24 protein-coding genes and 2 pseudogenes are annotated in these 23,458 nt (G+C 56.4%); 11 read left to right on the forward strand and 15 right to left on the reverse strand.

Going from position 1 to position 23,458, the window contains the following annotated elements; all coding sequences use genetic code 11:
* Positions 1–8 precede the first annotated feature (8 nt).
* The 4 genes from HBN98_RS24850 (at position 9) to HBN98_RS24865 (ending at position 1,993) form a co-directional block, all read left to right on the forward strand.
* The gene (locus HBN98_RS24850; RefSeq protein ID WP_083368589.1) at positions 9–431 is read left to right on the forward strand and encodes a cell wall hydrolase; all 423 of its coding nucleotides are present in this window, start codon (positions 9–11) and stop codon (positions 429–431) included.
* The gene (locus HBN98_RS24855; protein ID WP_083368590.1) at positions 431–949 is read left to right on the forward strand and encodes a lysis system i-spanin subunit Rz; all 519 of its coding nucleotides are present in this window, start codon (positions 431–433) and stop codon (positions 947–949) included. Before HBN98_RS24850 ends, HBN98_RS24855 begins: the two co-directional genes overlap by 1 nt.
* A 105-nt stretch (positions 950–1,054) precedes the next feature.
* A complete protein-coding gene (locus HBN98_RS24860; protein ID WP_083368591.1) occupies positions 1,055–1,411 on the forward strand; it encodes a hypothetical protein in 357 nt (118 codons plus the stop codon).
* 351 nt (positions 1,412–1,762) lie between these two features.
* Positions 1,763–1,993: a hypothetical protein gene (locus HBN98_RS24865; RefSeq protein ID WP_083368592.1), complete on the forward strand. Its 231-nt coding sequence runs from the start codon at positions 1,763–1,765 to the stop codon at positions 1,991–1,993.
* Positions 1,994–2,081: 88 nt separating this feature from the next.
* Here the strand turns inward: HBN98_RS24865 and HBN98_RS24870 are convergent, their stop codons facing one another.
* The 13 genes and pseudogenes from HBN98_RS24870 to HBN98_RS24925 all read right to left on the reverse strand — a co-directional run bounded on the left by HBN98_RS24870 (position 2,082) and on the right by HBN98_RS24925 (position 13,227).
* Entirely contained in the window at positions 2,082–2,471 is a 390-nt protein-coding gene (locus HBN98_RS24870) for a hypothetical protein (RefSeq protein ID WP_083368593.1), read from the reverse strand.
* A 465-nt stretch (positions 2,472–2,936) separates the two neighbouring features.
* Positions 2,937–3,851 (reverse strand): transporter substrate-binding domain-containing protein, encoded by a 915-nt coding sequence (locus tag HBN98_RS24875; protein ID WP_083368594.1) that lies wholly within the window; start codon positions 3,849–3,851, stop codon positions 2,937–2,939.
* Between the two features lie 60 nt (positions 3,852–3,911).
* Positions 3,912–4,139: pseudogene (locus tag HBN98_RS24880) on the reverse strand (aldehyde dehydrogenase family protein); the annotation flags it as partial.
* Between the two features lie 85 nt (positions 4,140–4,224).
* Positions 4,225–5,040, reverse strand: coding sequence for an HpcH/HpaI aldolase/citrate lyase family protein (locus HBN98_RS24885; protein ID WP_083368595.1), 816 nt, complete (start codon positions 5,038–5,040; stop codon positions 4,225–4,227).
* Entirely contained in the window at positions 5,037–5,882 is an 846-nt protein-coding gene (locus HBN98_RS24890) for an HTD2 family dehydratase (protein WP_083368596.1), read from the reverse strand. The genes HBN98_RS24885 and HBN98_RS24890 overlap by 4 nt, the downstream gene beginning before the upstream one ends.
* 25 nt (positions 5,883–5,907) lie before the next feature.
* On the reverse strand, positions 5,908–6,837 hold the full coding sequence (locus HBN98_RS24895) for an electron transfer flavoprotein subunit alpha/FixB family protein (protein ID WP_083368597.1): 930 nt from the start codon (positions 6,835–6,837) through the stop codon (positions 5,908–5,910).
* Positions 6,838–7,602 (reverse strand): electron transfer flavoprotein subunit beta/FixA family protein, encoded by a 765-nt coding sequence (locus HBN98_RS24900; RefSeq protein ID WP_064588201.1) that lies wholly within the window; start codon positions 7,600–7,602, stop codon positions 6,838–6,840.
* Positions 7,603–7,665: 63 nt separating this feature from the next.
* Positions 7,666–8,868 (reverse strand): CaiB/BaiF CoA transferase family protein, encoded by a 1,203-nt coding sequence (locus tag HBN98_RS24905; protein ID WP_083368598.1) that lies wholly within the window; start codon positions 8,866–8,868, stop codon positions 7,666–7,668.
* Positions 8,869–8,942: 74 nt separating this feature from the next.
* Positions 8,943–10,106: an acyl-CoA dehydrogenase family protein gene (locus HBN98_RS24910; RefSeq protein WP_083368599.1), complete on the reverse strand. Its 1,164-nt coding sequence runs from the start codon at positions 10,104–10,106 to the stop codon at positions 8,943–8,945.
* A 66-nt stretch (positions 10,107–10,172) separates the two neighbouring features.
* Positions 10,173–10,769: a thiamine pyrophosphate-dependent enzyme gene (locus tag HBN98_RS24915; RefSeq protein ID WP_011267478.1), complete on the reverse strand. Its 597-nt coding sequence runs from the start codon at positions 10,767–10,769 to the stop codon at positions 10,173–10,175.
* Positions 10,757–11,296, reverse strand: a complete 540-nt coding sequence (locus tag HBN98_RS24920) for a thiamine pyrophosphate-binding protein (protein ID WP_011267479.1) — start codon at positions 11,294–11,296, stop codon at positions 10,757–10,759. Before HBN98_RS24920 ends, HBN98_RS24915 begins: the two co-directional genes overlap by 13 nt.
* A gap of 171 nt (positions 11,297–11,467) precedes the next feature.
* Positions 11,468–11,649, reverse strand: a pseudogene (locus HBN98_RS27995) (aminotransferase class I/II-fold pyridoxal phosphate-dependent enzyme); the annotation flags it as partial.
* Between the two features lie 201 nt (positions 11,650–11,850).
* A complete protein-coding gene (locus HBN98_RS24925) occupies positions 11,851–13,227 on the reverse strand; it encodes an MFS family transporter (RefSeq protein ID WP_083369424.1) in 1,377 nt (458 codons plus the stop codon).
* Between the two features lie 505 nt (positions 13,228–13,732).
* On the opposite strand from HBN98_RS24925, the gene HBN98_RS24930 reads away from it, so the two are divergent.
* From HBN98_RS24930 to HBN98_RS24950, 5 genes are all read left to right on the forward strand, one after another.
* Positions 13,733–14,656, forward strand: coding sequence for a LysR family transcriptional regulator (locus tag HBN98_RS24930; protein WP_011267481.1), 924 nt, complete (start codon positions 13,733–13,735; stop codon positions 14,654–14,656).
* Positions 14,657–14,800: 144 nt separating this feature from the next.
* On the forward strand, positions 14,801–15,910 hold the full coding sequence (locus HBN98_RS24935; protein WP_083368600.1) for an MFS transporter: 1,110 nt from the start codon (positions 14,801–14,803) through the stop codon (positions 15,908–15,910).
* 388 nt (positions 15,911–16,298) lie between these two features.
* The gene (locus HBN98_RS24940) at positions 16,299–16,961 is read left to right on the forward strand and encodes a DUF2625 family protein (protein ID WP_064588199.1); all 663 of its coding nucleotides are present in this window, start codon (positions 16,299–16,301) and stop codon (positions 16,959–16,961) included.
* Positions 16,962–17,059: 98 nt separating this feature from the next.
* Positions 17,060–17,404, forward strand: a complete 345-nt coding sequence (locus HBN98_RS24945; RefSeq protein ID WP_083368601.1) for a hypothetical protein — start codon at positions 17,060–17,062, stop codon at positions 17,402–17,404.
* 99 nt (positions 17,405–17,503) lie between these two features.
* Positions 17,504–17,923, forward strand: a complete 420-nt coding sequence (locus HBN98_RS24950) for an RDD family protein (protein ID WP_064588198.1) — start codon at positions 17,504–17,506, stop codon at positions 17,921–17,923.
* A gap of 90 nt (positions 17,924–18,013) precedes the next feature.
* Here the strand turns inward: HBN98_RS24950 and HBN98_RS24955 are convergent, their stop codons facing one another.
* Together HBN98_RS24955 and rtcR are read right to left on the reverse strand one after the other, a co-directional pair.
* Positions 18,014–18,274 carry a hypothetical protein gene (locus HBN98_RS24955; RefSeq protein WP_064588197.1) on the reverse strand — a complete coding sequence of 87 codons (261 nt, stop codon included), beginning with the start codon at positions 18,272–18,274 and terminating at the stop codon, positions 18,014–18,016.
* 242 nt (positions 18,275–18,516) lie between these two features.
* Entirely contained in the window at positions 18,517–20,133 is a 1,617-nt protein-coding gene (rtcR, locus tag HBN98_RS24960) for an RNA repair transcriptional activator RtcR (protein ID WP_083368602.1), read from the reverse strand.
* A gap of 204 nt (positions 20,134–20,337) precedes the next feature.
* Between rtcR and HBN98_RS24965 the strand changes: the two genes are divergently transcribed.
* Both HBN98_RS24965 and HBN98_RS24970 read left to right on the forward strand, forming a co-directional pair.
* Entirely contained in the window at positions 20,338–21,885 is a 1,548-nt protein-coding gene (locus HBN98_RS24965; protein WP_083368603.1) for a vWA domain-containing protein, read from the forward strand.
* Positions 21,886–22,220: 335 nt separating this feature from the next.
* Positions 22,221–23,447 (forward strand): RtcB family protein, encoded by a 1,227-nt coding sequence (locus HBN98_RS24970; RefSeq protein ID WP_083368604.1) that lies wholly within the window; start codon positions 22,221–22,223, stop codon positions 23,445–23,447.
* Positions 23,448–23,458: the final 11 nt, after the last annotated feature.

A 23,458-nucleotide genomic window follows, 5' to 3' on the forward strand; every position in this document is an offset into this window, starting at 1 on the left:
GAAAACTGATGCCTGTAACCGAAAAAGATCGAGATATCCTCGCTCGCACCCTTTGGGGCGAAGCTCGCGGCGAGGGCACTGCCGGCCAGATCGCGGTGGCGTGGACGATCCGCAACCGAGTATTCGATGGCAAGACCAATTCGTGGTGGGGCGAGGGCTACGCCGGCGTGTGCCAGAAGCCGTACCAGTTCAGCTGCTGGAACAAGACCGACCCGAACTATCAGTTCCTGATCGGCGTGAAGGTGATCCCGTCCCGAGAGCTGGCGCAATGCCGGATCGCTGCTGACCAAGTGATCGACGGGAAGGTGTCTGATCCTACCGGCGGGGCCACGCATTATTACGCTACCAGCATCAAGGCGCCGGCCTGGGCTGCTAAGGCCAAGCAGACGCTGAAACTGGGCGGGCACGTCTTCTTCAAGGATGTGCCGTGATGGTCGTGCCGTGGAAAGCGGTGGGCGCGCTGGCGCTGGTGCTGATCGGCGCCGGCAGCGCCTGGCAGTTTCAGGACTGGCGATACGGCGAGAAGCTTGCCGAGCAGGCCCAGCAGCACGCCGAAACCCTCAATCAACTGACCCAAGCCGCCGTCAACGCGCAACAAGCCGAGCAGGACAAGCGTCTGGCGCTCGAGCAGCGGCTGGCGGCCAGCGAGCAAACCCACTTCGAGAAAATGACCGATGCTCAAAAGAACCAGGATCGCCTGCGCGATCGCCTTGCCACTTCTGATCTGCGGCTGTCAGTCCTCCTCGACGCAAACGACGCTGCCAAAGGCTGTGGGGTGCCAGCCACCGCCGGCGCCGGCGGCGTGGATCATGCAGCCGTACGCGCCAGACTTGACCCGGCGCATGCTCAACGAATTATCGCCATCACCGACACCGGCGACCGGGGGCTGATCGCGCTGCAGGCGTGTCAGGCCTACGTCAAGGCGCTTGCACCTGCTCGGTTCGAATGACGTAATTGAACCCGGTATCGACCGATACGGATCTGCGTGGCAAAAAGCCACTTTATCTAATACATTCAGCTGTCCAACAGACACGTCTACGACATGGAAGCTGATATGAAACTGAAAATCGATTTTGTTTACGGACACGGGGATGCCAGCGAGGAACGAGTTGTATTAACTGTTCTGGAAGACTGTAACTTGAGCAGCTACATGGTGTGTGACGCAACCTTCACTAATGATGGGATGCTTTCTAACAAAAACCGTCATACGAAATGGTTTCACGATAAGCAAGTGAAGAAGGGCGAGCGTATCTCTCTACATACAAGGGTTGGAGTAGATAATGATCAAGTGCAAAGTGGAGTTCTATGGCATCACATTTATTGGGACTTCAAAAGTCCTATTTGGAATGACGGCGGTGATGCCGCTGTTCTATTAGAGATAGCAGGCTGGAAAACAACCAAAGCTCGGTAATCCTCGTACCACTTTTTGTACCAATCCTACGTTTTTTAGGGGGGTTTAGGGGGTGGAATGCCCCCTGAAGCCCTTTAAAGCCCCCAGACCAAAAACGCCAGCGACTCCGCACATGCTCATCCTAATCCCTTAAAGCAGCCTTACCTGTGCCTTTATCGGGGGGGGGGGGGGTAGCGCTGCGCCATTCTTGCGATACCACCATTCGTGAACCATCATTTAGATTCGAACTGGATGACTGGTGCAATGGACAAACAATTGGCTGGTTACTCAATCGTGATGACGATTATCTGGGTTTCAGTCGTTCTTTCTGTCATTTATTGGATGTCGTAGTGAATGTGATGGGGGGCTGACTTGGAAGGCGTGGTGCTGAGCGAGAAGATGCAGCGAGAGGCGGATCGCCTGCTGGCGCAGATTGTCCGGGCTGATTCGATGATCATCGCTGTGAAGGCGGGAGCACGGGCAGATGGCTTCGTGCTTGGCTTGGAAACCGGCGGTGCTTTGCGCGCCGGCGATGCTGAAAGGCTGTACATTATTTTTGAAGCCGCGCTGATGGAGCGCCTGAAAACGCTGACGAAGGGCTGATCAATCGACTGGCTTGATCAGCTCCGGACCTTGATTGCGGGCATTCCCCACAAAACCGTTCACTTTGCGGTAGCCTTGAAACGCCTGCTCAGGAGTCGTCCCGTCGATAGGGGATGCTTGGCGAGAAGGGTGTTTCTCCTTTCAGGGTTTGAAGCTCTGTTGCCAGGTGAGAGATGTGCCTGTCCTTCGCCATCACCTCCCAGTTAGTTTTGATCGTGATGTCGTTCGCTCGCCGGTCAGCCTCGGCAGCTTTAGCCTTGGCCGCGATCAGCTCATCCCTTAGAGAGTTCCTTTCCGCCGTGAGAGCGTCGTTGTCACGCACCAATCCCTGGATATTTCCCACTGCTCGTTCCAGCTTGAGAGTGAGCGCTTCGAATTCATTTTCGTACATCCGGAGTTGATGCCGGCAGGTTTCGAGCGAAGTCGGGTTACCGAGCCAATCGTCGGTGTCTTCTATATAGAGGGGGTCCACGGGCATGCCTTGCTGATTACTGGTTGCATATACAGTAATCGAGGCGCGGCAGGTGGGCGAGGGTGAAGCGACGAGCTGTAGGATTTTGGATTGGTGACTGTCGGCAGAACGCCGTAGCGCAGGGACTTTCCGGTCGAAAGCCTGTAGGGACTTTTGCGGGGATTCGTAATATACGGTCAGTCACCGTTAGGCATCGATTGCAGTGGGCGCCGTTCCAAAGGACTGTTCCGTATAGCTTTTTTGCTCCCCTGCAAGCATGGGGTGCTAGGGGTCGAGTGTTCGAATCACTCCGTCCCGACCATATAATTCAAAGGGTTGCGAGATTTTATCTCGCGACCCTTTTTTGTTTTTAAGCGTTTTTACCCCTACAAAAACTCTGGCTCTTGGTTGAATCTTCAGCAGCTACAAAGTTCACGGCGCGAGAAGAGTGCTTCGCTGTGTGCTGGTCGCTCGAGCAGAAGGGGACGGCCGTTAAAGAGCCTTTTCCGGTGCCGGTTGGTCGTTGGGTTGGGCGATGATTGTTTTGAGCTCTGCGCTCATGGGGAATTTGAGATTCAAGCCTTTGGGAGGGATGGGCTGAGTAAACCATTTATCGTAGATGGCGTTGATTTCACCGGAGACAAAAAGTGACTTGATCGAGTCATCCACGACTTTTTTGAGATCCGGATCACCCCGACGCATTGTGCAACCATAGATTTCGTTGGATTGCGGGGTGCCAGTCACTACCCAATCTTCCGGTTTCTTTGCCTTTGCCATTTCGCCCGCTAGCAATGCGTCGTCCTGCATAAACGCAATGGCGCGGCCGGACTCGAGCATTTGGTAAGACTCGCCAATGTCTTTGGCAGAGATTACGTTCATGTTCATCTTTTTCTCGGCATTCATGACCTTGAGCATCCGCTCGGCAGTGCTGCCAGCAGTAGTCACTACGTTCTTGCCATTGAGATCTTGAAAGTCCTTGTAAACCGAATCCTTCCTGACCAACAGACGGGTGCTGGCTTCAAAAATGCCGACCGAGAAGTCGACCTGCCGAGCTCTCTCGGCGGTATTGGTTGTGGAGCCGCACTCCAGGTCCACAGTGCCGTTTTGCACCAGTGGGATACGCGTCTGTGATGTCACCAGGTTGTACCGTACGTTCAGCTTGGGCATACCGAGTTCTTGCTTGATAGCCTCGACAATCTTTAATTGAATGTCATGGGAGTAGCCCATCGGCTGACCGGATCCGTCGGCCATATAAGAGAAGGGAATGGAAGAGTCTCGGTGACCCAGGGTGATGGTCCCCGAGGTCTTGATTTTCTTAAGCGTGCCGGTGGGTTCGGCAGCCATGAGGGCAGTACTACTTAAGGCCACAGTCAGGGTAACGCCCAGGATTGCAGGGAAGGTACGCATCAAAAGCTCCTCATTAGGGTGAGGCGAGAGGTCTCGCGGGGCTTGGCGACTCGCTTGTTGTTAGTGACGGTCCAGCCAGACGGTCTGTGCATTACAGAATTCGTGCACACCGAAATGCGACAGTTCACGGCCAAAACCGCTTTTCTTTACGCCGCCGAAAGTGACGCGTGGATCGGTTGCGCAATAGCCATTGATGAATACGCCGCCGGTTTCCAGTTCGCCGGCCAGCTTCTGGGCCAGTTCCAGAGCATGTGCGGCGCCCCGCGCAGTTGTGATCGATGCCACGGGTCTAAGGCTGGAAACGTTAGTCATGACACCGTCCTGCAGGATGGGAATGGATGCATAGCTTCTAAGCAACAGCGCCGGTTTTGAATCAGATCGCGCGAGCCAAAATGGATTGCGCGCGACCAATGACCGGCGCATCGACCATTTGCCCATCCAGCACGAAAACGCCTTCACCTGAACGAGCGGCTTCGATAATGCGTTGCGCCCAATGCAATTCTTCCTGGCTTGGTTTTAGCGCCTGATGAATGATTGCGACTTGGGTTGGATGGATACACAGCGCGCCACCAAAGCCCATGTCGCGTGCAAAATGAACCGCGCGTAGTAGCCCAGCGGTGTCCTGGATTGACGGAAATACCCCATCCAACGCTGGAGCGAGCGCTGCAACCCGGGTGGCGAGCAAAACTGCGTAGCGCGCATGGCTAAGGATTTCTTCGGCGGCAGGGCTGCCAGTAGTCAGGTTCAGGTCCAGACCCAGATCCAGACTACCGAACGACAAACGCTCAACGCCTTGAGTGCCGGCAATTTCGTTGAGTGCTGACAGGCCCTTCGCGCTCTCGATGATTGGCCAAATCGGTTTTTCGGTACCGGCAGCTGTGGTGACCTGTTTCGCGCTTTCTGCTTTGGGCAGCAGAATTCCGATAACGCCAGCGTGGCGTCGGCAAAGATCCAGATCCGCAGCATGCGCCCAGTGATCCGGGGCATTCACTCGGACCAGAATTCGTGCATCCGGGGCTTCGCTCAGAAATGCGTCGAGGTTATCCCTCGCCTGCTCCTTGAGGTTTTCTTGCACGGCATCTTCCAAGTCAACGATGACCCGATCCGCCCCGGTGGCAATAGCTTTTGAGATGCGCTCTGGTCGAGTGGCCGGCACAAACAGGGCGGAGCGAACAAGTGATTTGCTCATGGCGTTGCTCCATTGCTGAACTCGATCTCTCCAATCTGTGCTGTGCCGTCCTGATTGCCAGCCCAGACCTGTGCCTTGCCGTTTTCGATTAGACGTCCGCCCACCTCGAAAGGCTTAGGCGAAATCAGAGGTCGTACTCCGCGGAATGCGAAACGCTCCAGACGCGCAGTTGGATGCGCTTTGGTAAAGGCACGCAAGTTCAACGTGGCGATCAATGGACCATGTACCACCAGCCCCGGATAACCTTCGGTCTCTGTTACATACGGCCAGTCATAGTGAATACGATGACCATTGAAGGTCACTGCGGAATAGCGAAACAGCAGGGTTGGAGTGGCTTCTATCCGTTCCTGCCATTGGCCTTCAGGTAACGTTTCGGTACCGTTCAGTTTGGGCGGGGAAGCTTCACGGTAAACAATGTCCTGATCGTCTTGAAGGGCGCGTTTGCCGTCCTGGAAAAACTCATGGCGTACTGTGACGAACAATAAGGAACCCGTGCGACCGTGCTTCTCCTCGACGTTGAGGATGGTCGATACACAGGTCACTTCAGCATCCACTCTTAATGGCTGGAAAAACTCAATTCGGCTTCCCGCCCACATGCGATTGCGGTTATGGGCCGGCGGCAAAAATCCCCCAAGCGCTGGATGGCCGTCCGGCCCCAGTTCGCTGGCACCCACCGGCTCCTGAAAAAATGCCCAGTGCCACAGGGGCGGCAGCGGCTCACCGGGTTGTGGTGCCGACTCGCCCAATGTCGCGGCAATGCGTCTGACCAGAGTGAAACTGATCCGGTCCTGGCTTTCCTGACGTCGTCCAATCCAGGCGGAAAAATCGGAACTGTTGCTCATATTCTTTGCTCCAGTCGGTCAGTGATCAAGCCAGGGTGGCCATTTCTGGAATCGCTTCAAAAAGATCCGCCACCAGGCCGTAATCGGCCACCTGGAAGATCGGTGCTTCTTCGTCCTTGTTGATCGCAACGATCACTTTGGAGTCTTTCATGCCGGCCAGGTGCTGGATCGCGCCGGAGATACCGACGGCGATGTACAGCTGTGGCGCAACGATCTTGCCGGTCTGACCGACCTGCATGTCGTTCGGTACGAAACCTGCGTCGACCGCGGCGCGCGAAGCACCCACAGCAGCGCCCAGCTTGTCGGCGAGCGCGTAGAGGTGTTTGAAGTTATCGCCGTTCTGCATGCCGCGGCCGCCGGAAACGACGATTTTGGCAGCGGTCAGCTCAGGACGATCGGACTTGGCCAGTTCTTCGCTGACGAAGCTGGAAGTGCCGGCGTTGTGAGCAGCAGCAACCGCTTCAACGGCAGCCGAACCGCCTTCAGCGGCAACCGGGTCGAAACCGGTAGCACGTACGGTGATCACTTTGATTGGCGCGGTCGACTGCACGGTAGCGATGGCGTTACCGGCGTAGATCGGGCGCTTGAAGGTGTCGGCGCTTTCGACCGAGATGATCTCGGAGATCTGGTCAACGTCCAGCTGGGCAGCAACGCGCGGCAGGATGTTTTTGCCGTTGGACGTAGCGGCAGCCAGGATGTGGCTGTAACCCTTGCCCAGCTCAGCGACCAGTGGAGCAACGTTTTCCGGCAGCTGATGCGCGTAAGCGGCATTGTCAGCGTTGAGGACTTTGCTCACGCCAGCGATTTTCGCCGCGGCCTCAGCCACGGCGCCAGCGCCCTGACCTGCAACCAGCACGTGAATGTCGCCGCCGATTTTCGCAGCCGCAGCCACGGTGTTCAGCGTGGCCGGGGCCAGCACTTTGTTGTCGTGTTCAGCAATAACCAAGATAGTCATTTAGATTACCTTCGCTTCGTTTTTCAGTTTCTCGACCAGTTCAGCCACCGACTTGACCTTGATGCCTGCGCTGCGTGCAGCCGGCGCTTCGACTTTCAGGGTCTTGTTGGTGGAGGCGGTGGAAACGCCCAAAGCGTCCGGAGTCAGCACTTCGAGAGGCTTCTTCTTGGCTTTCATGATGTTTGGCAGGGACGCGTAGCGCGGCTCGTTCAAACGCAGGTCGGTGGTGACGATGGCCGGCAGTTTCAGGGAAACGGTCTGCGCGCCGCCGTCGATTTCGCGGGTCACGGCAACGCTATCGCCGGAAACTTCGACTTTCGAAGCGAAAGTGCCCTGACCGTAGCCGCTCAATGCAGCGAGCATCTGGCCGGTCTGGTTGTTGTCGCTGTCGATGGCCTGTTTGCCCAGGATCACCAGCTGAGGCTGTTCCTTGTCGACCACGGCCTTGAGCAGCTTGGCCACGGCCAGGGAAGTCAGGTCTTCAGCGGATTCGACGAGGATGGCGCGGTCGGCACCCAGAGCCAGTGCGGTACGCAGCTGTTCCTGAGCGGTGGACGGGCCGATGGAGACGACGACGATTTCAGTCGCAACGCGCCCTTCTTTTATAGAGAGTTCTTTCAGGCGTACGGCTTCTTCCACTGCGATTTCGCAGAACGGGTTCATCGACATCTTGACGTTGGCGAGGTCTACGCCGGAATTGTCCGCCTTGACGCGAACCTTGACGTTGTAGTCGACCACTCGTTTCACAGCTACCAGCATTTTCATTGGGCAGTGTTCTCTCGAAAAACTTTGATCGTTGCAGGCAGGCTTTTTATTTTCAGCTCAAGGCTAAATCGCCCCGGCTGCGCGCATTTGTTCAATACGGTCTGTATCCAGCCCCAGTTCCCTGAGCACCTGTTCGGTGTGCTGACCGAGACCCGGTACGGCATCCATACGTGGCTCGAACGCGCTGTTGCTGCCGGGAGGTATCAAGCTCGGGACGGTACCGGCGGAGGTTTCGACTTCTCGCCAGCGATCACGCGCCTGAAGTTGCGGATGGTCCCAAACACCTTGCATGTCATTGACCCGAGCATTAGCAATTTGCGCATGCTCCAACCGGTCAAACACGGCATCGAAATTGAGTGTGGAGAACGATTCAACGATGAGTGCCCGCAGCGCCTGGCGGTTTTCGACGCGCTTGAAGTTGGCAGAGAAGCGTTCGTCTTTCGCCAGTTCAGGAGTAAGCAGTACCTTGTCGCAAAACAGCTGCCACTCTCGTTCGTTCTGCAACCCCAGCATGACTGTGGTGCCGTCACCGACAGGGAAGGGGCCATAGGGGTAAATCGTGGCGTGCGCGGCGCCGGCGCGAGGGGGAGGGGGAGCGCCGTCGTAGGCGTAGTACATCGGGTAGTTCATCCACTCGACCAGGCTTTCCAGCATGGACACATCAAGGTGGCTACCTTCGCCAGTGCGTCCACGCAACAGCAAGGCAGACAGAATCCCGGTGTAGGCGTACATGCCGGCCGCGATGTCAGCAATCGAGCAACCTGCCTTGGCCATTTCTTCCTCACCTGGTCCGCCGGTGACCGACAGGAAACCGCCTTCGCTCTGGATCAACAGGTCATAGGCTTTTTTCTTTTCATACGGGCCGCCTGCGCCGTAGCCTGAAATGTCACAAACGATCAGGCGCGGAAACCGCTGATGCAAAGCCTCAAATGAAAGTCCCATTCGTGCTGCGGCACCCGGCGCCAGGTTCTGCACCAGGACATCGGCAGTGGCCAGCAAGCTGTCCAGCACCTCGGTGGCCGAATCTTGTTTCAGATCGAGGGTCAGGCTTTCTTTCGAGCGATTGGTCCAGACGAAGTGCGAGGCGAGACCGTTGACGCGTTGGTCGTACCCTCTGGCGAAGTCACCGGTGCCTGGGCGTTCGACCTTGATCACACGCGCGCCAAGATCGGCCAATTGTCGGGTGCAGAAGGGCGCTGCAATCGCATGCTCAAGGCTGACGACGGTAACGCCATCGAGCGGACGGATGCCTTTGGGTTGGCTCATGATTATTATCTCTCTTGTCATGGCTCCCCAGTCGCGTCTGCTTGGGCCGACGCACTGGGCTATACGCTTATTCCTTAAAAGGAGCGCGGCAGTTCGAGCAGATGTTCGGCAACGTACGACAGGATCAGATTGGTGGAGATGGGAGCAACCTGATACAGACGGGTTTCACGGAATTTGCGCTCGACGTCGTACTCGCAGGCAAAACCAAAACCGCCGTGGGTCTGCAAGCACGCATTGGCGGCTTCCCAAGAGGCTTTCGCCGCCAGGTACTTGGCCATATTGGCACTGGCCCCGGCGTTGATACCGCTGTCGTATTCCTCGCAAGCACGCCAGCGCATCAGGTCAGCCGCTTCGATTTCAATGTGTGCTTCAGCGATGGGGAACTGAACGCCCTGGTTCTGCCCGATAGGGCGTCCGAACACGACGCGATCACGCGCATAGGCGCTGGCTTTTTCGATAAACCAGCGACCGTCACCAATGCATTCGGCTGCGATCAGTGTGCGCTCGGCGTTCAGTCCGTCCAGAATGTAGCGGAAACCTTTGCCTTCCTCGCCGATGAGGCTATCGGCAGGAATTTCCAGGTTGTCGAAGAACAGCTCGTTGGTTTCGTGATTGACCATGTTGGCGATCGGCTGCACGGTCATGCCGTTGCCAATGGCCTCGCGTAGATCGACGAGAAAGATCGACATACCTTCGGACTTTTTCTTCACGGCGGTCAAAGGCGTGGTACGCGCCAGCAAGATCATCAGATCGGAGTGCTGGACGCGCGAGATCCAGACCTTCTGCCCGTTGATCACATACTTGTCACCTTTGCGCACGGCGGTGGTCTTTATCTTTGTAGTGTCGGTACCGGTAGTGGGTTCGGTGACGCCCATCGATTGCAGGCGCAATTCGCCGCTGGCCAGTTTCGGCAGGTAGTAGCTTTTCTGCGCCTCGCTGCCGTGTCGTAGCAGGGTGAACATGTTGTACATCTGGCCGTGCACGGTGCCGGAATTACCGCCGCAGCGGTTCACTTCTTCCAGGATTACCGAGGCCTCAGCCAACCCGAGGCCGGAGCCACCATATTCGACAGGGATCATCGCTGCCAGCCAACCTGCGTCGGTCAGCGCCTTGACGAAGGTTTCCGGAAAGCCTTTTTCTTCGTCGACTTTGCGCCAGTAAGCCGCATCGAATTCAGCGCACAGAGCGCGTACGCCCTCGCGGATGGCATTGAGTTCTTCAGAGTTACGGTCAGTCATTTTTATTCTCCTCAACGCGTCACGCACGGCAACTGCCCTGCGTGACCGGGGCCGGGCAAAGAGCAATCAGATCGGGTTGAAACCCAAGGCAGCACGAAAGCGATTCTTGACGTAATGACCATCGCGCGGCGGCAGCACCCGGGGCGGGTTCTCCGCTTTGATCTTTATCGTCGCGAGCTTGACGCCGTCGCGGCTCGCAAAGCGCTCGCGCAAGTTATGTACGCCTTCCATGTCGCGGATCTCATCGGTCCAACTGAAGCCGCAAGTTTTCGCCACCTGGTCCAGGGAAATACCAAAGCCGGCGTGGCTGACTTGCATGCCGGTTTCACCAAAGTGACCGTTATCCAGCACAGCGATGGTCAGGTTGGCAGGCTTCTGCAGTGCCACCGTGGCCAGTGCGCCGAATCCCATGAGCAACTCGCCGTCACCGGTGACCACCACCACCGACTTGTCTGGCTGCGCATTCGCCAGGCCCAGGCCCACAGTGATTGCGCTGCCCATGGCGGCCCAGAGGTAATAATTCAGATCGTTGTCACCGGCGGCCATCACGTCATAGGACGCGGAGCCCAGCCCCGTCACGACCAGCACGTCTTTGCGGTCGGCCAGTAAGGCCTTGACCACTTCGCGGCGGCACAGAGTGTGGTTTGCGCTTACTTGACCCATTTCTTTTCTCCAATCAGGCGCTGGCCGAGCAGCAGGGCAGTGGACGAATCACCGTTGAAGGCCATGGTCGCGGCACCGTGCAGCAACGGGGCGACGTCTTCAGGGACGTCCGCGCGCCAGGTCATCACTTTCATCAGATTCAGGGAGGCTTCTGTGGCCTGGCCCATCGGGTTCTGCCATGCGTTGAATTCGGCCCAGTCGCCGCGCATTGTGACCACCATCAACAGCGGAAAGCCTGCGCAGACTTGCAGAGCGAGAGTGTTGATGCAGTTACCGACTCCGCTGGATTGCATCAGGAGGGCACCACGCTCTCCACCAAGCCATGCGCCGGCGAGATAGCCGATGCCTTCTTCCTCGGTGGTGAGGACAACGGCCTTGATGTCCGGGTCCGCATACGACATTCGGATCGCCGCCGAGTGGCCTGCATCCGGTACGAAGACCACGTGTTTGACGTCGTGGGCCTTGAGCACGCGGAACACGTCCTCTTGCCAATTCTGTCCCACGGTGTGTTCAGCTTCTGTTGACATGCCAATCTCCCAAGCAGTGCTGCTTTTGTGTTTTCACCCATTCTGGGAGTGATGGAGGAGAAGGACGACTACCGTTTTTGTCTTTGAGATATGCCCATTTTGTATAGCTAGGGGGGAATGCGTGGCCTGTTGGGCAACGGCGATAGCCACGCATTATGGGAAGGGAAATGATTAACGCAGAGAGGGGCAGGACGTACGGAATCGCCTCGCGCCCCCTACGCAATGAAGCGTCATCCATAGCGTAGGCAATGCGAATGTAAGGGAAGGCCAAAAGTGTTTCCATGCACCACTGCCACATCCGCGTCGTCGAGCAGCGACTGCGCGACATCTTTGTCGGTGTGCAGTACTCGGCCGGTATCAAGAGGCCCGTCTTTGACTCAAGTCAGTTCAAGGATCTTGATCTGGATTGCAGGCATGGCCAAACCGGGAAAGGTAACCAAGGTTCATCAAGCGCATTCATCACAAGTAGCATCGGTATCCGCTATCCAGTGATTTTAAAAGGGCCCATGGATCATCATGGGCCCTTTCAAAAAACCACGGTAATCGTCAGTGCCTCAGATCCTGGCAGCCTGCGATTTGATGAAGCCCCTCAGTCCGGTGCGTTCTTCGATCTCACCCGAGCCGCTGATGTAACCATAGCGGGACAGGTTGGGCATTAGCGTCGCTGCGATGAACGTGATGGTTACTACGGCCGCGACGTAGAAGAAGAAGTACTCCTCAATACCCTGCGACCGAAGCGACAAGGCGACGTATTCGGCGGTGCCACCGAATGCCGCGTTGCCGACGGCATAAGGAAAGCCCACACCCAATGCACGTACCGCTGGCGGGAACAGTTCAGCTTTGACGATACCGGCAATCGGCGTGTAGAGCGACGCGATTGCCAGGCCGCCAAATACCAGCAGGAACGCTGTAAATGGACTGCTGACTGATTGCAGCGAATAGAGCAGAGGGATCACCAGTAGCATGGCCAACCCGGAAAACAACAACATATGGACCTTGATTCCGATTCGGTCGGCGAGCAGACCAAAGAGTGGCTGACAAAACATGAAACCGACCAGGGCGGCCGTCATGATGAAGCTCACCGTTTCCGCACTAAACCCCGCAGAGATCACCAGAAATTTCTGCATGTATGTGGTGAAGGTGTAGAAGTAAAGTGAACCGCCAATGGTAAACGCGACCACCAGTGCCACTGCGCGTTTGTGTTTGAACATGCCACGTAGCGAGCCGGCATCTTTGCGGTTCATTTCTTTTTTTGTGGCGGTTTCATGCATCGCGCGACGCAAATACACGACTACGATAGAACTAAAGGCGCCGATGAAAAAAGGAATTCTCCAGCCCCATTCCCGCAATTCCTCGCCGGTAAGGGTTTGTTGAAGTATGACCACGGTCATAAGGGCGAGGAGTTGGCCTGCGATGATGGTGAAGTACTGGAATGATCCATAGAAACAGCGACGCCCAGGTGTCGCGATTTCACTGATGTAGGTGGCGCCGGTGCCGTACTCCGCGCCCACTGACAGACCCTGAATCAGCCTGGCAACGACAAGCAAAACTGGCGCCGCCACACCGATGGTTTCATAGGTCGGCATGACGGCAATCAACAAGGAACCGGCGCACATCATGAACACCGAGATAATCATCGATACCTTGCGGCCGCGGGTATCAGCAATCCAGCCAAAAATCCAACCGCCGAGCGGCCGCATGAAAAAGCCGACGGCGAAGACGCCGGCGGTTGCGAGCAACTGACTGGTGGTGTCGCCTTTGGGGAAAAACGAGCTCGCAAAATAGATGGCGGTATAGGCGTAAATGAAAAAGTCGTACCACTCCACCAGATTGCCCGAGCAGGCACCCATGATGGCTCTGACACGATTCGGACTTTTCATCTGATCGGACTTTTCAGTGTGGCGTGTTGAGTCGCTGGTTGATGCAGACATTTTGTTCACCCTTGTTTCAAGGCGAGACGATACGAGGCCCACGCTGATGCGTGTCCGACGTTGCTAGCTCGATGTGTTGATGTGCTTAACGCAAGTGCTGTGACCCTTCGACGACCAAGGCACATGAAGCGGGGGGGCGTATATGAGAGGTCAGCTGTTCGCTGACTGTATAAGGCGGGTCGGTCAGGTAACGGGAAAGGTAGTAAATCATGGCGGCAAGCCCTCGAATCTTATTCTTGTAGTCAGTCGATCGCTCTTGGCGTCGACGTTGATTGCACGCTACCGCAGAGTGACGAGGGTAATAAGCCGTCAGCCAGGTCTAACTGATATACCGAAATTCTATAGCTTGTCTTGCAGCCCCTGCGGGCTGGGGGATACAGCCGGCTATAAAGCCATTAGGTCCCATGCGACGCGGGCCCTGTGGCATTTCAGGAAACGCTAATGCGTTTACACTCATACTACTTCGACGCATTTCGCGCCGAGCCCGACTTTGACTGGCCTGGTAATGGATGTCGTTCAACTCAAAACCTTGATTCATGTGGCCGAGCTAGGCAGTCTCAGCAAGGCCTCAGACCGGCTTCACATCGCACAACCGGCACTCAGCCGACAAATTCGAATGCTGGAAAAAGAACTCGGCACCTACCTGTTTGATCGACATGGACGAGGCATGGAGATTACCGATGCTGGTCGCGAGGTGCTGGCGCATGCCACTCGAATCATGGAAGAAATGGAATCCATTCGAAGTTCAGTGGTGGGCGGAAAGACCTCTTTTCGGGGAACGGTCGTCATCGGTACGACGCCGACGGTAGCGGAAATTGTCACCGTTCCTTTAGTGCGCAAAATCAAAGAGGCGCATCCGAATCTTGCCGTCAGGTTTTCCTCGGCCTTCAGCGGTTATCTGCTGGATTGGGTTCAGCGTGGCGAATTGGAACTGGCGATTTCTTACGATCCCCAACCCCTGCATACGCTGCGTATCGTGCCGGTGATGATGGAAAACTTGCTGCTGGTCGGACCTGCCAGTGCCAAGCTGCGCCTGGATGTGCCGGTGTCATTCGAGTCTTTGGCCGAGCAGCAGTTGGTGTTGCCAAGCGCCCGCCACAGTCTTCGCGTGATTCTGGATAATTGTGCGCGAGAAGTCGGCATCAAGCTCAAAACCAGCGTTGAAGCTGACTCCTTCGGCGCGATGATTGACCTGGTTCGTAATGGCTTCGGTTTGACAGCTTTGCCACTGGCATCGATTTACGCCCAAATCGAAGCTGGTGTGCTCAGTGCCGCCCCCTTGGTTGACCCTATTCCCATGCGCAAACTTGTTCAGGTTTTTCCTGCCGACAGGCGTGTCAGTCCGGCTGCCAAATTCGTCGGGGATGCCTTCATCGAAATTGCTGCCGACCTGGTCAATCGTAAGATTTGGGCTGGGCACATGCTTTGAGCCAACGGATTCGTTGGCCAGGTGAATCGTTCGTTTAAACGTAATTGCTCAGCACTCACGCTATCCGCCTTTCTCACCACTGATGACATTGTCTTGAATCAACAAACACGACTGCCTGGCGTATTCGGCATTTTCATTTTGGGGATGCTGCAGGTTCTGGTCTGGGGAGGCTCGTTCTTCCTGATGGCCGTCATGGCCGACTCGATCATGAAAGAAACCGGCTGGGCCAGCCAATGGGTGTATGGCGCACTGTCTCTGAGCATTCTGGTTTCCGCGATGCTGGCGCCGTTGACCAGCCGGCTTATTGCCCAGTATGGCGGTCGCCCTATTCTGGCCAGTAGCGGTCTGGGCGTCGCCATCGGGTTGTTTCTGATGGCCAGTTCGACCTCGTTGCCGATGTTTTTTTTGTCTTGGGCTGTAATAGGTGTCGGTATGGCGCTGGGGTTGTATGAAGCGCTATTCGCCGCTTTAGGCTCTCTCTATGGGGAGCGAGCGGGCAGTGCGATTACGGGTATCACGCTTGTGTCCGGTTTTGCTACAACACTGTCATGGCCCGCGGTTGCGCTGGTCATCGAACACGTTGGTTGGCGCACGACGTGCGTGGCTTATGGAGTGTTATTGGTCATTGTCGTGGCGCCGCTTTATCTCTGGGTTCTGGCGAGGGGCACGGGACCACTCATAAAAAGTCAGGTAGCGGGTGGCGAAAGTTTCTCAATCGACCGGCGGATCTACTTGTTGCTTACGCTGATTTTTGCTTTGGGTGCAGTGATCATGACGGCGATGTCGGTCCAGCTGATTTCATTGTTGCAGGGGCAGGGTTACTCGCTTGCAGCCGCCGTTGGACTGAGCGCATTGCTGGGGCCGAGCCAGGTAGGATCACGTGTTCTACAGGTGTTTTCGCGTACGCGACACCCGATCTGGACGACGTTGATCTCCGTGATATTCGTGGCAATTGGTCTGCTGATTGTGACCATCGCACCGGCAATGACTGCCATGGGGCTGGTGATCTATGGCGCGGGTAATGGTTTGCGGGCGATCGTTCGAGGACTGCTGCCATTGGCCCTCATGTCGCCTACCCATTATGTTTTGCTGATGGGGCGCATGGCTCGGCCTTCGCTCATAGGACAAGCCTTGACCCCCCTTGCAGGCGGTTACCTGTTGCAGGCCTGGGGCGCTGGCGGTGTGCTTGCGGGACTGAGTGTGCTTGCCGTATTGAACGTGCTCTTGGTATTGCTGCTCATTCGACTGGTATGAAAAAGAACGGCTCTGATTGCCATCCTTCCTGAGGATCCCGGCCGGCATCATTGGCGGTCAGCGACTCGAGTTCTTTATGGTGATTTTGGCGATGAAACGGACTCCCCCTACTTTTCCCCCCCCACAAAAACGCCGGCTCTTGATGGACGTTACTGGACTCACTTAGAGCAGAACACCGCTGGAGCTCAAGTAAATACTCGCTTGGAAAAATCCAGAGCAGAATTTTCGAAGCTATCAAGAAGTGTAAAAAAGAAGATGGGGTGCTAGGGGGCGAGTGTTCGAATCACTCCGTCCCGACCATTATTCCTGAGAAAATCAGACACTTAAGCCGATCAGCTGGATCGGCTTTTTTGTGCCTGCGCAAAACCCGCGCAAAAAAGGTTGCTGGATGAAAAGTTTGGATCACTTGATAGACAAGCGGGATCCAGCGCTGCCCATCATTGAAAAAATGCTGGAGGAAGCCGTACTCAACTTTCAGTTACTTCCTCCCTCCGCCGAAAATGGCAGAGTTCTTTCAGGTCTTCAGGTCACGACTAAATCGACTTTGGGTGCGATTGCCTTCGAAACGGGTGGGCTGCTGATTGATCACGGCTGGTTACGTGTGCTCGGCTCCGGGCATCAGCAATTACCGCGAAATCTTCTGGATTGGAATAACGGCCGTGCTGATGCCTTTTTGTTGGTTGCCGACGATGCAGCTGGAGGTTTCTTTGCTCTCGATGGCGGTGGTTTGGGTGAAGAAGTTGGGGCGATGTATTACTGGGCGCCTGACACGCTGTTGTGGGAGCCATTGCACATTGCTTACACCGACTTTCTGGGTTGGGCGTTGAGCGATCGGCTCGCGACCTTCTACGACGGTTTGCGCTGGAACGGCTGGATTCGCGACCTGCAGGCGCTGGAAGCGGGTCAGTGCTTTTCGTTTTTCCCGTTTCTCTGGGCTCGGGAAGGCTCAGTCGAAAAGAGTCGCCGTACGGCGATTGATGTTAGCGAACAGTTCGAAATGAATGTCGAGTTGGCACGCAAGCTCGGCAATGGTTCTGCGCAGCCAATCTGATGTCGGGTTGATACTCTGCCTGCCAGGACTGAAGATGCTCGCTTAGATACACGAATGAAGTGCAGGCCACATCTTTTCCGTCATTGGTTCATACGAAAATGGATAAGTTATCTCGCTTGAACTCGCTTTTGATTCAGCACAATGCGGTCGTTTCGCTGAATATCGAAATTCAAGACTTCAAGTACAATCTGGCCTTGACGATGTCGTCGCTCGCTGACGCAGCAGAAAGCGCTATCACTATAAATTTTCAGGATGTCAGTGCGCTTGATCTAAGTGGCTTTGGCGGCGGGTTGACTCAATTCATGGAGCTCGTCGTTACCCGAATCGATCGTGGGCTCGACAGGATCAGATATGAATTAAAAGACGTAGAGGGCGAGAAAATATCGTTCTACTTCTTTACCTTCAGTGAGCCTATTCATTCGGAGCAATCTTGCGGGTTTTGATTGATCGCACTTTCAGTGCGCTCGCCCCTGAAGCGCCATTAAATATTGGTCGTCGGGTGCCGATACTCCGTTATCTAAATTCCGATCGAGCGAAGGCGCATGGAAATCAGCAATACCAGTAGTGAATATCAAAAGCCCAAAAATCTCGCAGGGCTGGGCCGTCGTTGGGGTGGGCAGATCATCGATACGTTGATCACCTACTTTTTTATCCTCTTCATAGGCCGGCTGGCGGAGTTTATTGGTTTGCCACCAAATGTTGTGGCTGTCCTGGCTTTTGGTGCGGGTGTGTCGTATTACCTGTTTTCTGATGCAATGCCCAACGGGCAAAGCCTGGGTAAAAAACTGCTGGGGATGTCGGTGATTGATGAGCGAAGCTACTTGAGTTGCAATCTGTATCAATCGTTCATACGCAATATCACAACGCCGTTTCTGAATATTCTCGACTGGATATTCATTTTCTTTGGCTCGCGCAAACGCCTGGGCGACATGCTGGCTTCGACCATTGTGATTCGTGTTTAGGTGAGGCTTATCACCCGCTCGTCTGGCCGATGCTGTGGATTGGCCAGACGAGCAGGTGAGTCAAATGAGCTGGTGGCGGTCGCGCAAGTATTATTGTTTCGAGCCTTGCTGAATGTCCTCCGAGTCGCTGGAGGTTGCGGCGTCTTTCTGCGTTTCTTGCGGTTCGGCGCCGGAGTTTGAGCCTGACGCTTCTTCGCCTTTTTTATTGGCTTTTTCCTCGTTGGACTCGGAGCTTTGCGCCTGCTTTGTGCCGGATGAGGCCGCCGGTGTTGCTGCCGAACTGGTCTGCGTGAAGAGCGAGCCAGTCAACAGCAGGCTTGCGAGCGTCAGGGTTGTAAGCGACTTGTTCATGATCTGAGTCTTCCTCGCGATGGGGGTAAACCATTGGAGGCAGGAACTCACACCAAGGTGCTGGCCGTTGGACGAGCGGTAGAGTCATATATACCCGGCCCAATGTGAAAGTAGAAGGATTTCTACAAAGCCGACCACCAACATGACCGCGACAAAACGGCGCGAAAACACACGATTGCTGCGCCGCCTCGATCTGAAGTCATCGTAAGCCGAGAGCGCTACCAAAAAATCAAAAAGCTCGCTCATGTGGTAGTGACTCTGCCGGCTTGCAAGTTGGCCCACTCAATCCCGAACCGGCCTAGGTATTTTCTCAACCGATCTGCATCATTGGGTTGCGCCTTGGCTTGGCGCGATACACCAAACAATCTGCGCCCTGCATCCGAAATGCTGTCCGCTTGCCGGCATACTTCAAGTACCGCCTTCAATTGCAGTCGATCGAAGAGGTCCAGGCTATCGGCGTCTCCCGGGAGATCATCTGCCATCCTGTCCGCTTGCGTCAGCCCCCACGCATAACGCAGCCGATCAATTTCTTCCTGCACTTGGGCCTCATCAATTCGCCCGCTGTCCGCCAGAGTGGCCATCCGGGTAATCGACGCTGACAGTTCGCGAAAGTTGCCCAGCCATGCCGCTTCGCGAGAGCTGGCGAAGGCGAGGTAGCGCCGCCGCGCTTCAAGGTTGAAGCGCACTAGCTGGCCGTGATCGCGAGCGTGACGTTCGAGCTCGAAGTCGATGTTGGGCTCGATGTCTTCGCGGCGGCCGGCCAGGCCTGGCAAATCAAATGTCCAGAGGTTGATGCGCGCGTACAGATCCTCGCGGAACAGGCCTTCGGCGACGCGGCTGCGCAGGTCACGGTGGGTGCCGGCGATGATCAGGAAGTCGCTATCGACTTCCTTGTCGGAGCCGAGCGGAAAGAAGCGCTTTTCTTCGATAGCCTTGAGCAGCATCGCTTGTTCGTCCGCGCCCAGCTCACCGATTTCATCGAGAAACAACATGCCGCCGTCAGCTGCGCGCAACAGGCCGTCGCGGGCGTTTTGTGCGCCGGTGAAAGCGCCTTTTACATGACCAAACAGAGTCGACATCGCGCCGTCGCCACGTAAGGTGGCGCAATTGACCTCAACAAACCGCCCCTGCATTTGATGGCGACTGCGCTTGAGTTCGTAGATGCGTCGGGCGAGGAACGATTTGCCGGCGCCGGTCGGGCCGATCAGCAGCATGGGCGCCTTGGAGCGCACAGCCACGCGTTCAATCTGTTCGATGGAGCGGTTGAACGCCGCATTGCGGGTGGCGATGCCGGACTTCAAGAACTCCAGGCCTTCGAGGCGTTTGTTGGCGAAGCGCGAGGCGATGCGGTCATAGCGTGACAGGTCGAGGTCGATCAGGGCGTGTGTGCCGGTGGCTTGTTCATCTTCACTTTTGCGTCGGGCGGGGGAGGTCTGGATCAGGCGCGCTGGCAGATAGCGTGCTTCGGTCAGCAGGAACCAGCAAATCTGCGCGACGTGGGTGCCGGTGGTGATGTGAACCAGATAGTCCTCGTGCTCGGTATCGAAGCTGTAGGCCGTCGTGAAGTCATGCAACGCGCCGTAGACCTCTTCGAAATCCCACGGATTGCGCAGTGCCATGGGGTGCAGCTGGACCTCGGTTTCCGGCGAGACCTGCTGGATATCAGCGCGAACCCGTTCAGCGAGGCTGATGTCGCGCGCGTCGATACCGTGAATCAGTTCCAGGCGATGGATCAGTACGTCCGGTTGCTGGCACAAGCCAACGCTCGGTCGCCAGTGGCTCCAGCGATTGGCGCCCTTGCCAACGCGATCCAGCGTGGCGCCGATAAAACCGATGGCGACAGTACGTTTGTTTGGCATGGCTATCTCAGAAGATAAATGACGATATCAAATGATAGATTTTTCACGCCGGGTTTGTCTTCTGTACAGCTCGAATAAACCGATAGAATTAAAAAAACCGTTATAAATCAATAATATAAAAAATAAATTTCGCGCTTTTCAAAAATTGGCACAGCCACTGCAATGTTTGTTGCAACGAACAGGACAACAGAGCGAGATGCCACGATGGCCAACTTCAAACTCTTCAACACGCAATCGAAACAGCTGCCAGCCTGCGACACGTTGAATGCCTCCGGCGCCTCGGCATATGCCTACACCCCGAAGCATCAACTGGCTCAACTGGCTGTCACCGGTTGCCTGAACCAGACCTTTTACGCCAGCGCTGAAAGTCAGCTGGATCAAGTGTTGAAGCTGGTGGGCGAGCTCGACAGCCGGTTCGTGGCGAAGGCTGCTATTTACGCTCGCCAAAAGGGCCACATGAAGGACATGCCGGCGTTGCTGCTGGCGGCGCTGACGGCGAATCGGTCGACGTTGGTACCGGAGGTGTTTGAACAAGTGATCGACAGCGGCAAGATGTTGCGCAACTACGTGCAGATCCTGCGCAGTGGCGCCACCGGGCGCAAATCCCTTGGTTCGCAACCCAAGCGTCTGGTGCAGAACTGGCTGAACGGCGCGACCGAACGTCAACTGCTGCAAGCGTCGATTGGCAACCAGCCATCGCTGGCGGATGTGGTGAAGATGGTTCATCCGAAACCGGCTGAGGCCTGGCGCGAAGCGTTCTTCGCGTGGTTGATCGGTAAACCGGTGGATGTGCAGGCATTGCCTGAGTTGACCCGCGATCTGCTGGCATTTCGCAGCGGTGCGAGTCACCAAGTACCCGCGGTACCGTTCCAACTGCTCGGCAACGAAACCCTGAGCAAAGAGCAATGGGCTGCGCAGGCTTACAACATGGGCTGGCAGGGATTGCGCATCAACCTCAACACCCTGGCCCGGCATGGCGCGTTCGAGGTGCCGGGTTGCGTCGAGTACGTGGCGGCGCGACTGGCAGATCCGCAAGAAGTGGCCAACGCGCGGGTTTATCCGTACCAGTTGCTGGCGGCCTACCGGATGGTTGGCGATAACGTACCGCTGCAGATCCGCGAGGCATTGCAGGACGCACTTGAGTTATCGCTGGCAAACGTGCCGAAGCTGGAAGGCGCAGTGGTGGTTTGCCCGGATGTTTCGGGTTCGATGGGCAGCCCGGCCACCGGCTATCGTCAGGGCGCGACCACGGCGGTGCGTTGCATCGATGTGGCGGCGCTGGTCGCGGCAGCGGTGTTGCGCAAACAGCCGGCGGCGCGGGTGATGCCGTTCGAAGTGAACGTGGTGGATATCAAGCTCAACCCACGGGACAGCGTAATCAGCAATGCGGAGAAACTGGCCGCGGCCTTTGGCGGCGGCACCAACTGCTCGGCGCCGCTGAAGAAACTGGCGGACAGCAAGGCCAAGGTCGATACGCTGATTCTGGTATCGGACAACGAGTCCTGGATCGACACGCGGCGCCGTGGTGCCAGTGAGACCCTGCTGCAGTGGGAGCGCATCAAGCGGATCAACCCGCAGGCGCGTCTGGTGTGTATCGATATCCAGCCGGGTTACGCAACGCAGGCAGCGGACCGCGATGACATTCTGAATGTCGGCGGTTTCTGCGATGCAGTATTCGATGTCGTCGAGCAGTTCACCTGCGGTCGTTACGGCGCGCAGCACTGGGTCGAAGCGATCGAGAACATGCAATGAATTGATTTGTCACAGGCGCTGAATGCCGGTGGGACTACATCCAAGACGTCTCATCAAACCCTTGTCAGCGTGTGTGACGGCACGAATGCCTGATGGCTGTACATCTGAGGCCGGTTAATCCCGGTGCGCGGCAACGCGCAACAGTCATCAACCTTTGTCGTGCCACCTTACTGAAAAAGAAGGCAGCGAATGCAACAGGTACTCCATCGGAACGCGGGTTCGAATCCCTCCCCGGCAACGGGGGCTCGACTGGCAGAGCCACAGTGTCTGTTTTTTTGTCGCTGCACATGACGGAACAACGCCGACTCATTGGCCAACGAATAAAGAATAGAGAAATGAAAAAACACACGTACCAACTGCTCGAAGTCGCCAACGGCAAGCCGATCAAACTCTGGACCGAAGGTGTCCCGGTAGAAACCGAGGCCCGTGAGCAACTGATGAACACGGCAAAGATGCCGTTCATCTTCAAGCATCTGGCGGTGATGCCGGATGTGCATCTGGGCAAGGGCTCGACCATTGGCAGCGTGATTCCGACGGTGGGCGCGATCATTCCAGCGGCCGTCGGCGTGGACATCGGTTGCGGCATGATCGCCGCACGCACGTCGCTGACCGCTGCCGACCTGCCGGACAACCTGCAGGGGCTGCGCAGCGCCATCGAGCAAGCGGTGCCCCATGGCCGCAGTTCGACCCGTTCGCGGCGCGACAAGGGCGCATGGGACGAGGTTCCGCAGCAAGCCGATCAGGCCTGGGCGGGGCTTCAGCCTCGATTCAAGCTGATCACCGACAAGTACCCGAAACTGGCCAACACCAACAACCGTGGGCATCTGGGCACGCTCGGCAGCGGTAATCACTTCATCGAAGTGTGCCTGGATGAAGCCAACCGGGTCTGGTTCATGTTGCACAGTGGTTCTCGCGGCGTCGGTAACGCCATTGGCAACCTGTTCATTCAGATGGCTCAGGCGGATATGCGGCAACACATTGCCAACCTGCCGGATCGTGACCTGGCGTATTTCGAAGAAGGCAGCCAGCACTTCGATGATTACGTGGAAGCGGTGAGCTGGGCGCAGGACTTCGCCAGACAGAACCGCGAACTGATGATGCGCGCGGTGATTCAGGCCACGCGCCAGATCATTCGCAAGCCGTTCGAGGTGGCGCTGGAAGCGGTCAACTGCCACCACAACTATGTGCAGAAAGAGCGGCATTTCGGCGAAGAAGTCTTGGTCACCCGCAAAGGCGCGGTGTCGGCGAAGAAAGGTGAGCTGGGGATCATTCCGGGTTCGATGGGCGCCAAAAGTTTCATTGTGCGCGGTCTGGGCAACGAAGAGTCGTTCAGCTCCTGCAGCCACGGCGCCGGGCGGACCATGAGCCGCACCAAGGCCAGGAACACCTTCACCGTCGAAGACCAGATCCGCGCCACGGCGCATGTCGAGTGCCGCAAGGACGAAGCGGTGATCGACGAAATTCCGATGGCCTACAAGGACATCGACAAAGTCATGCACGCCCAGCGCGAGTTGGTGGAAGTGCTGCACACCCTGCGGCAAGTGGTGTGCGTCAAAGGATAAAAGGGTCAGCA

The sequence above is a fragment of the Pseudomonas koreensis genome (assembly GCF_012986595.1).
Lineage (GTDB): Bacteria > Pseudomonadota > Gammaproteobacteria > Pseudomonadales > Pseudomonadaceae > Aquipseudomonas > Aquipseudomonas koreensis.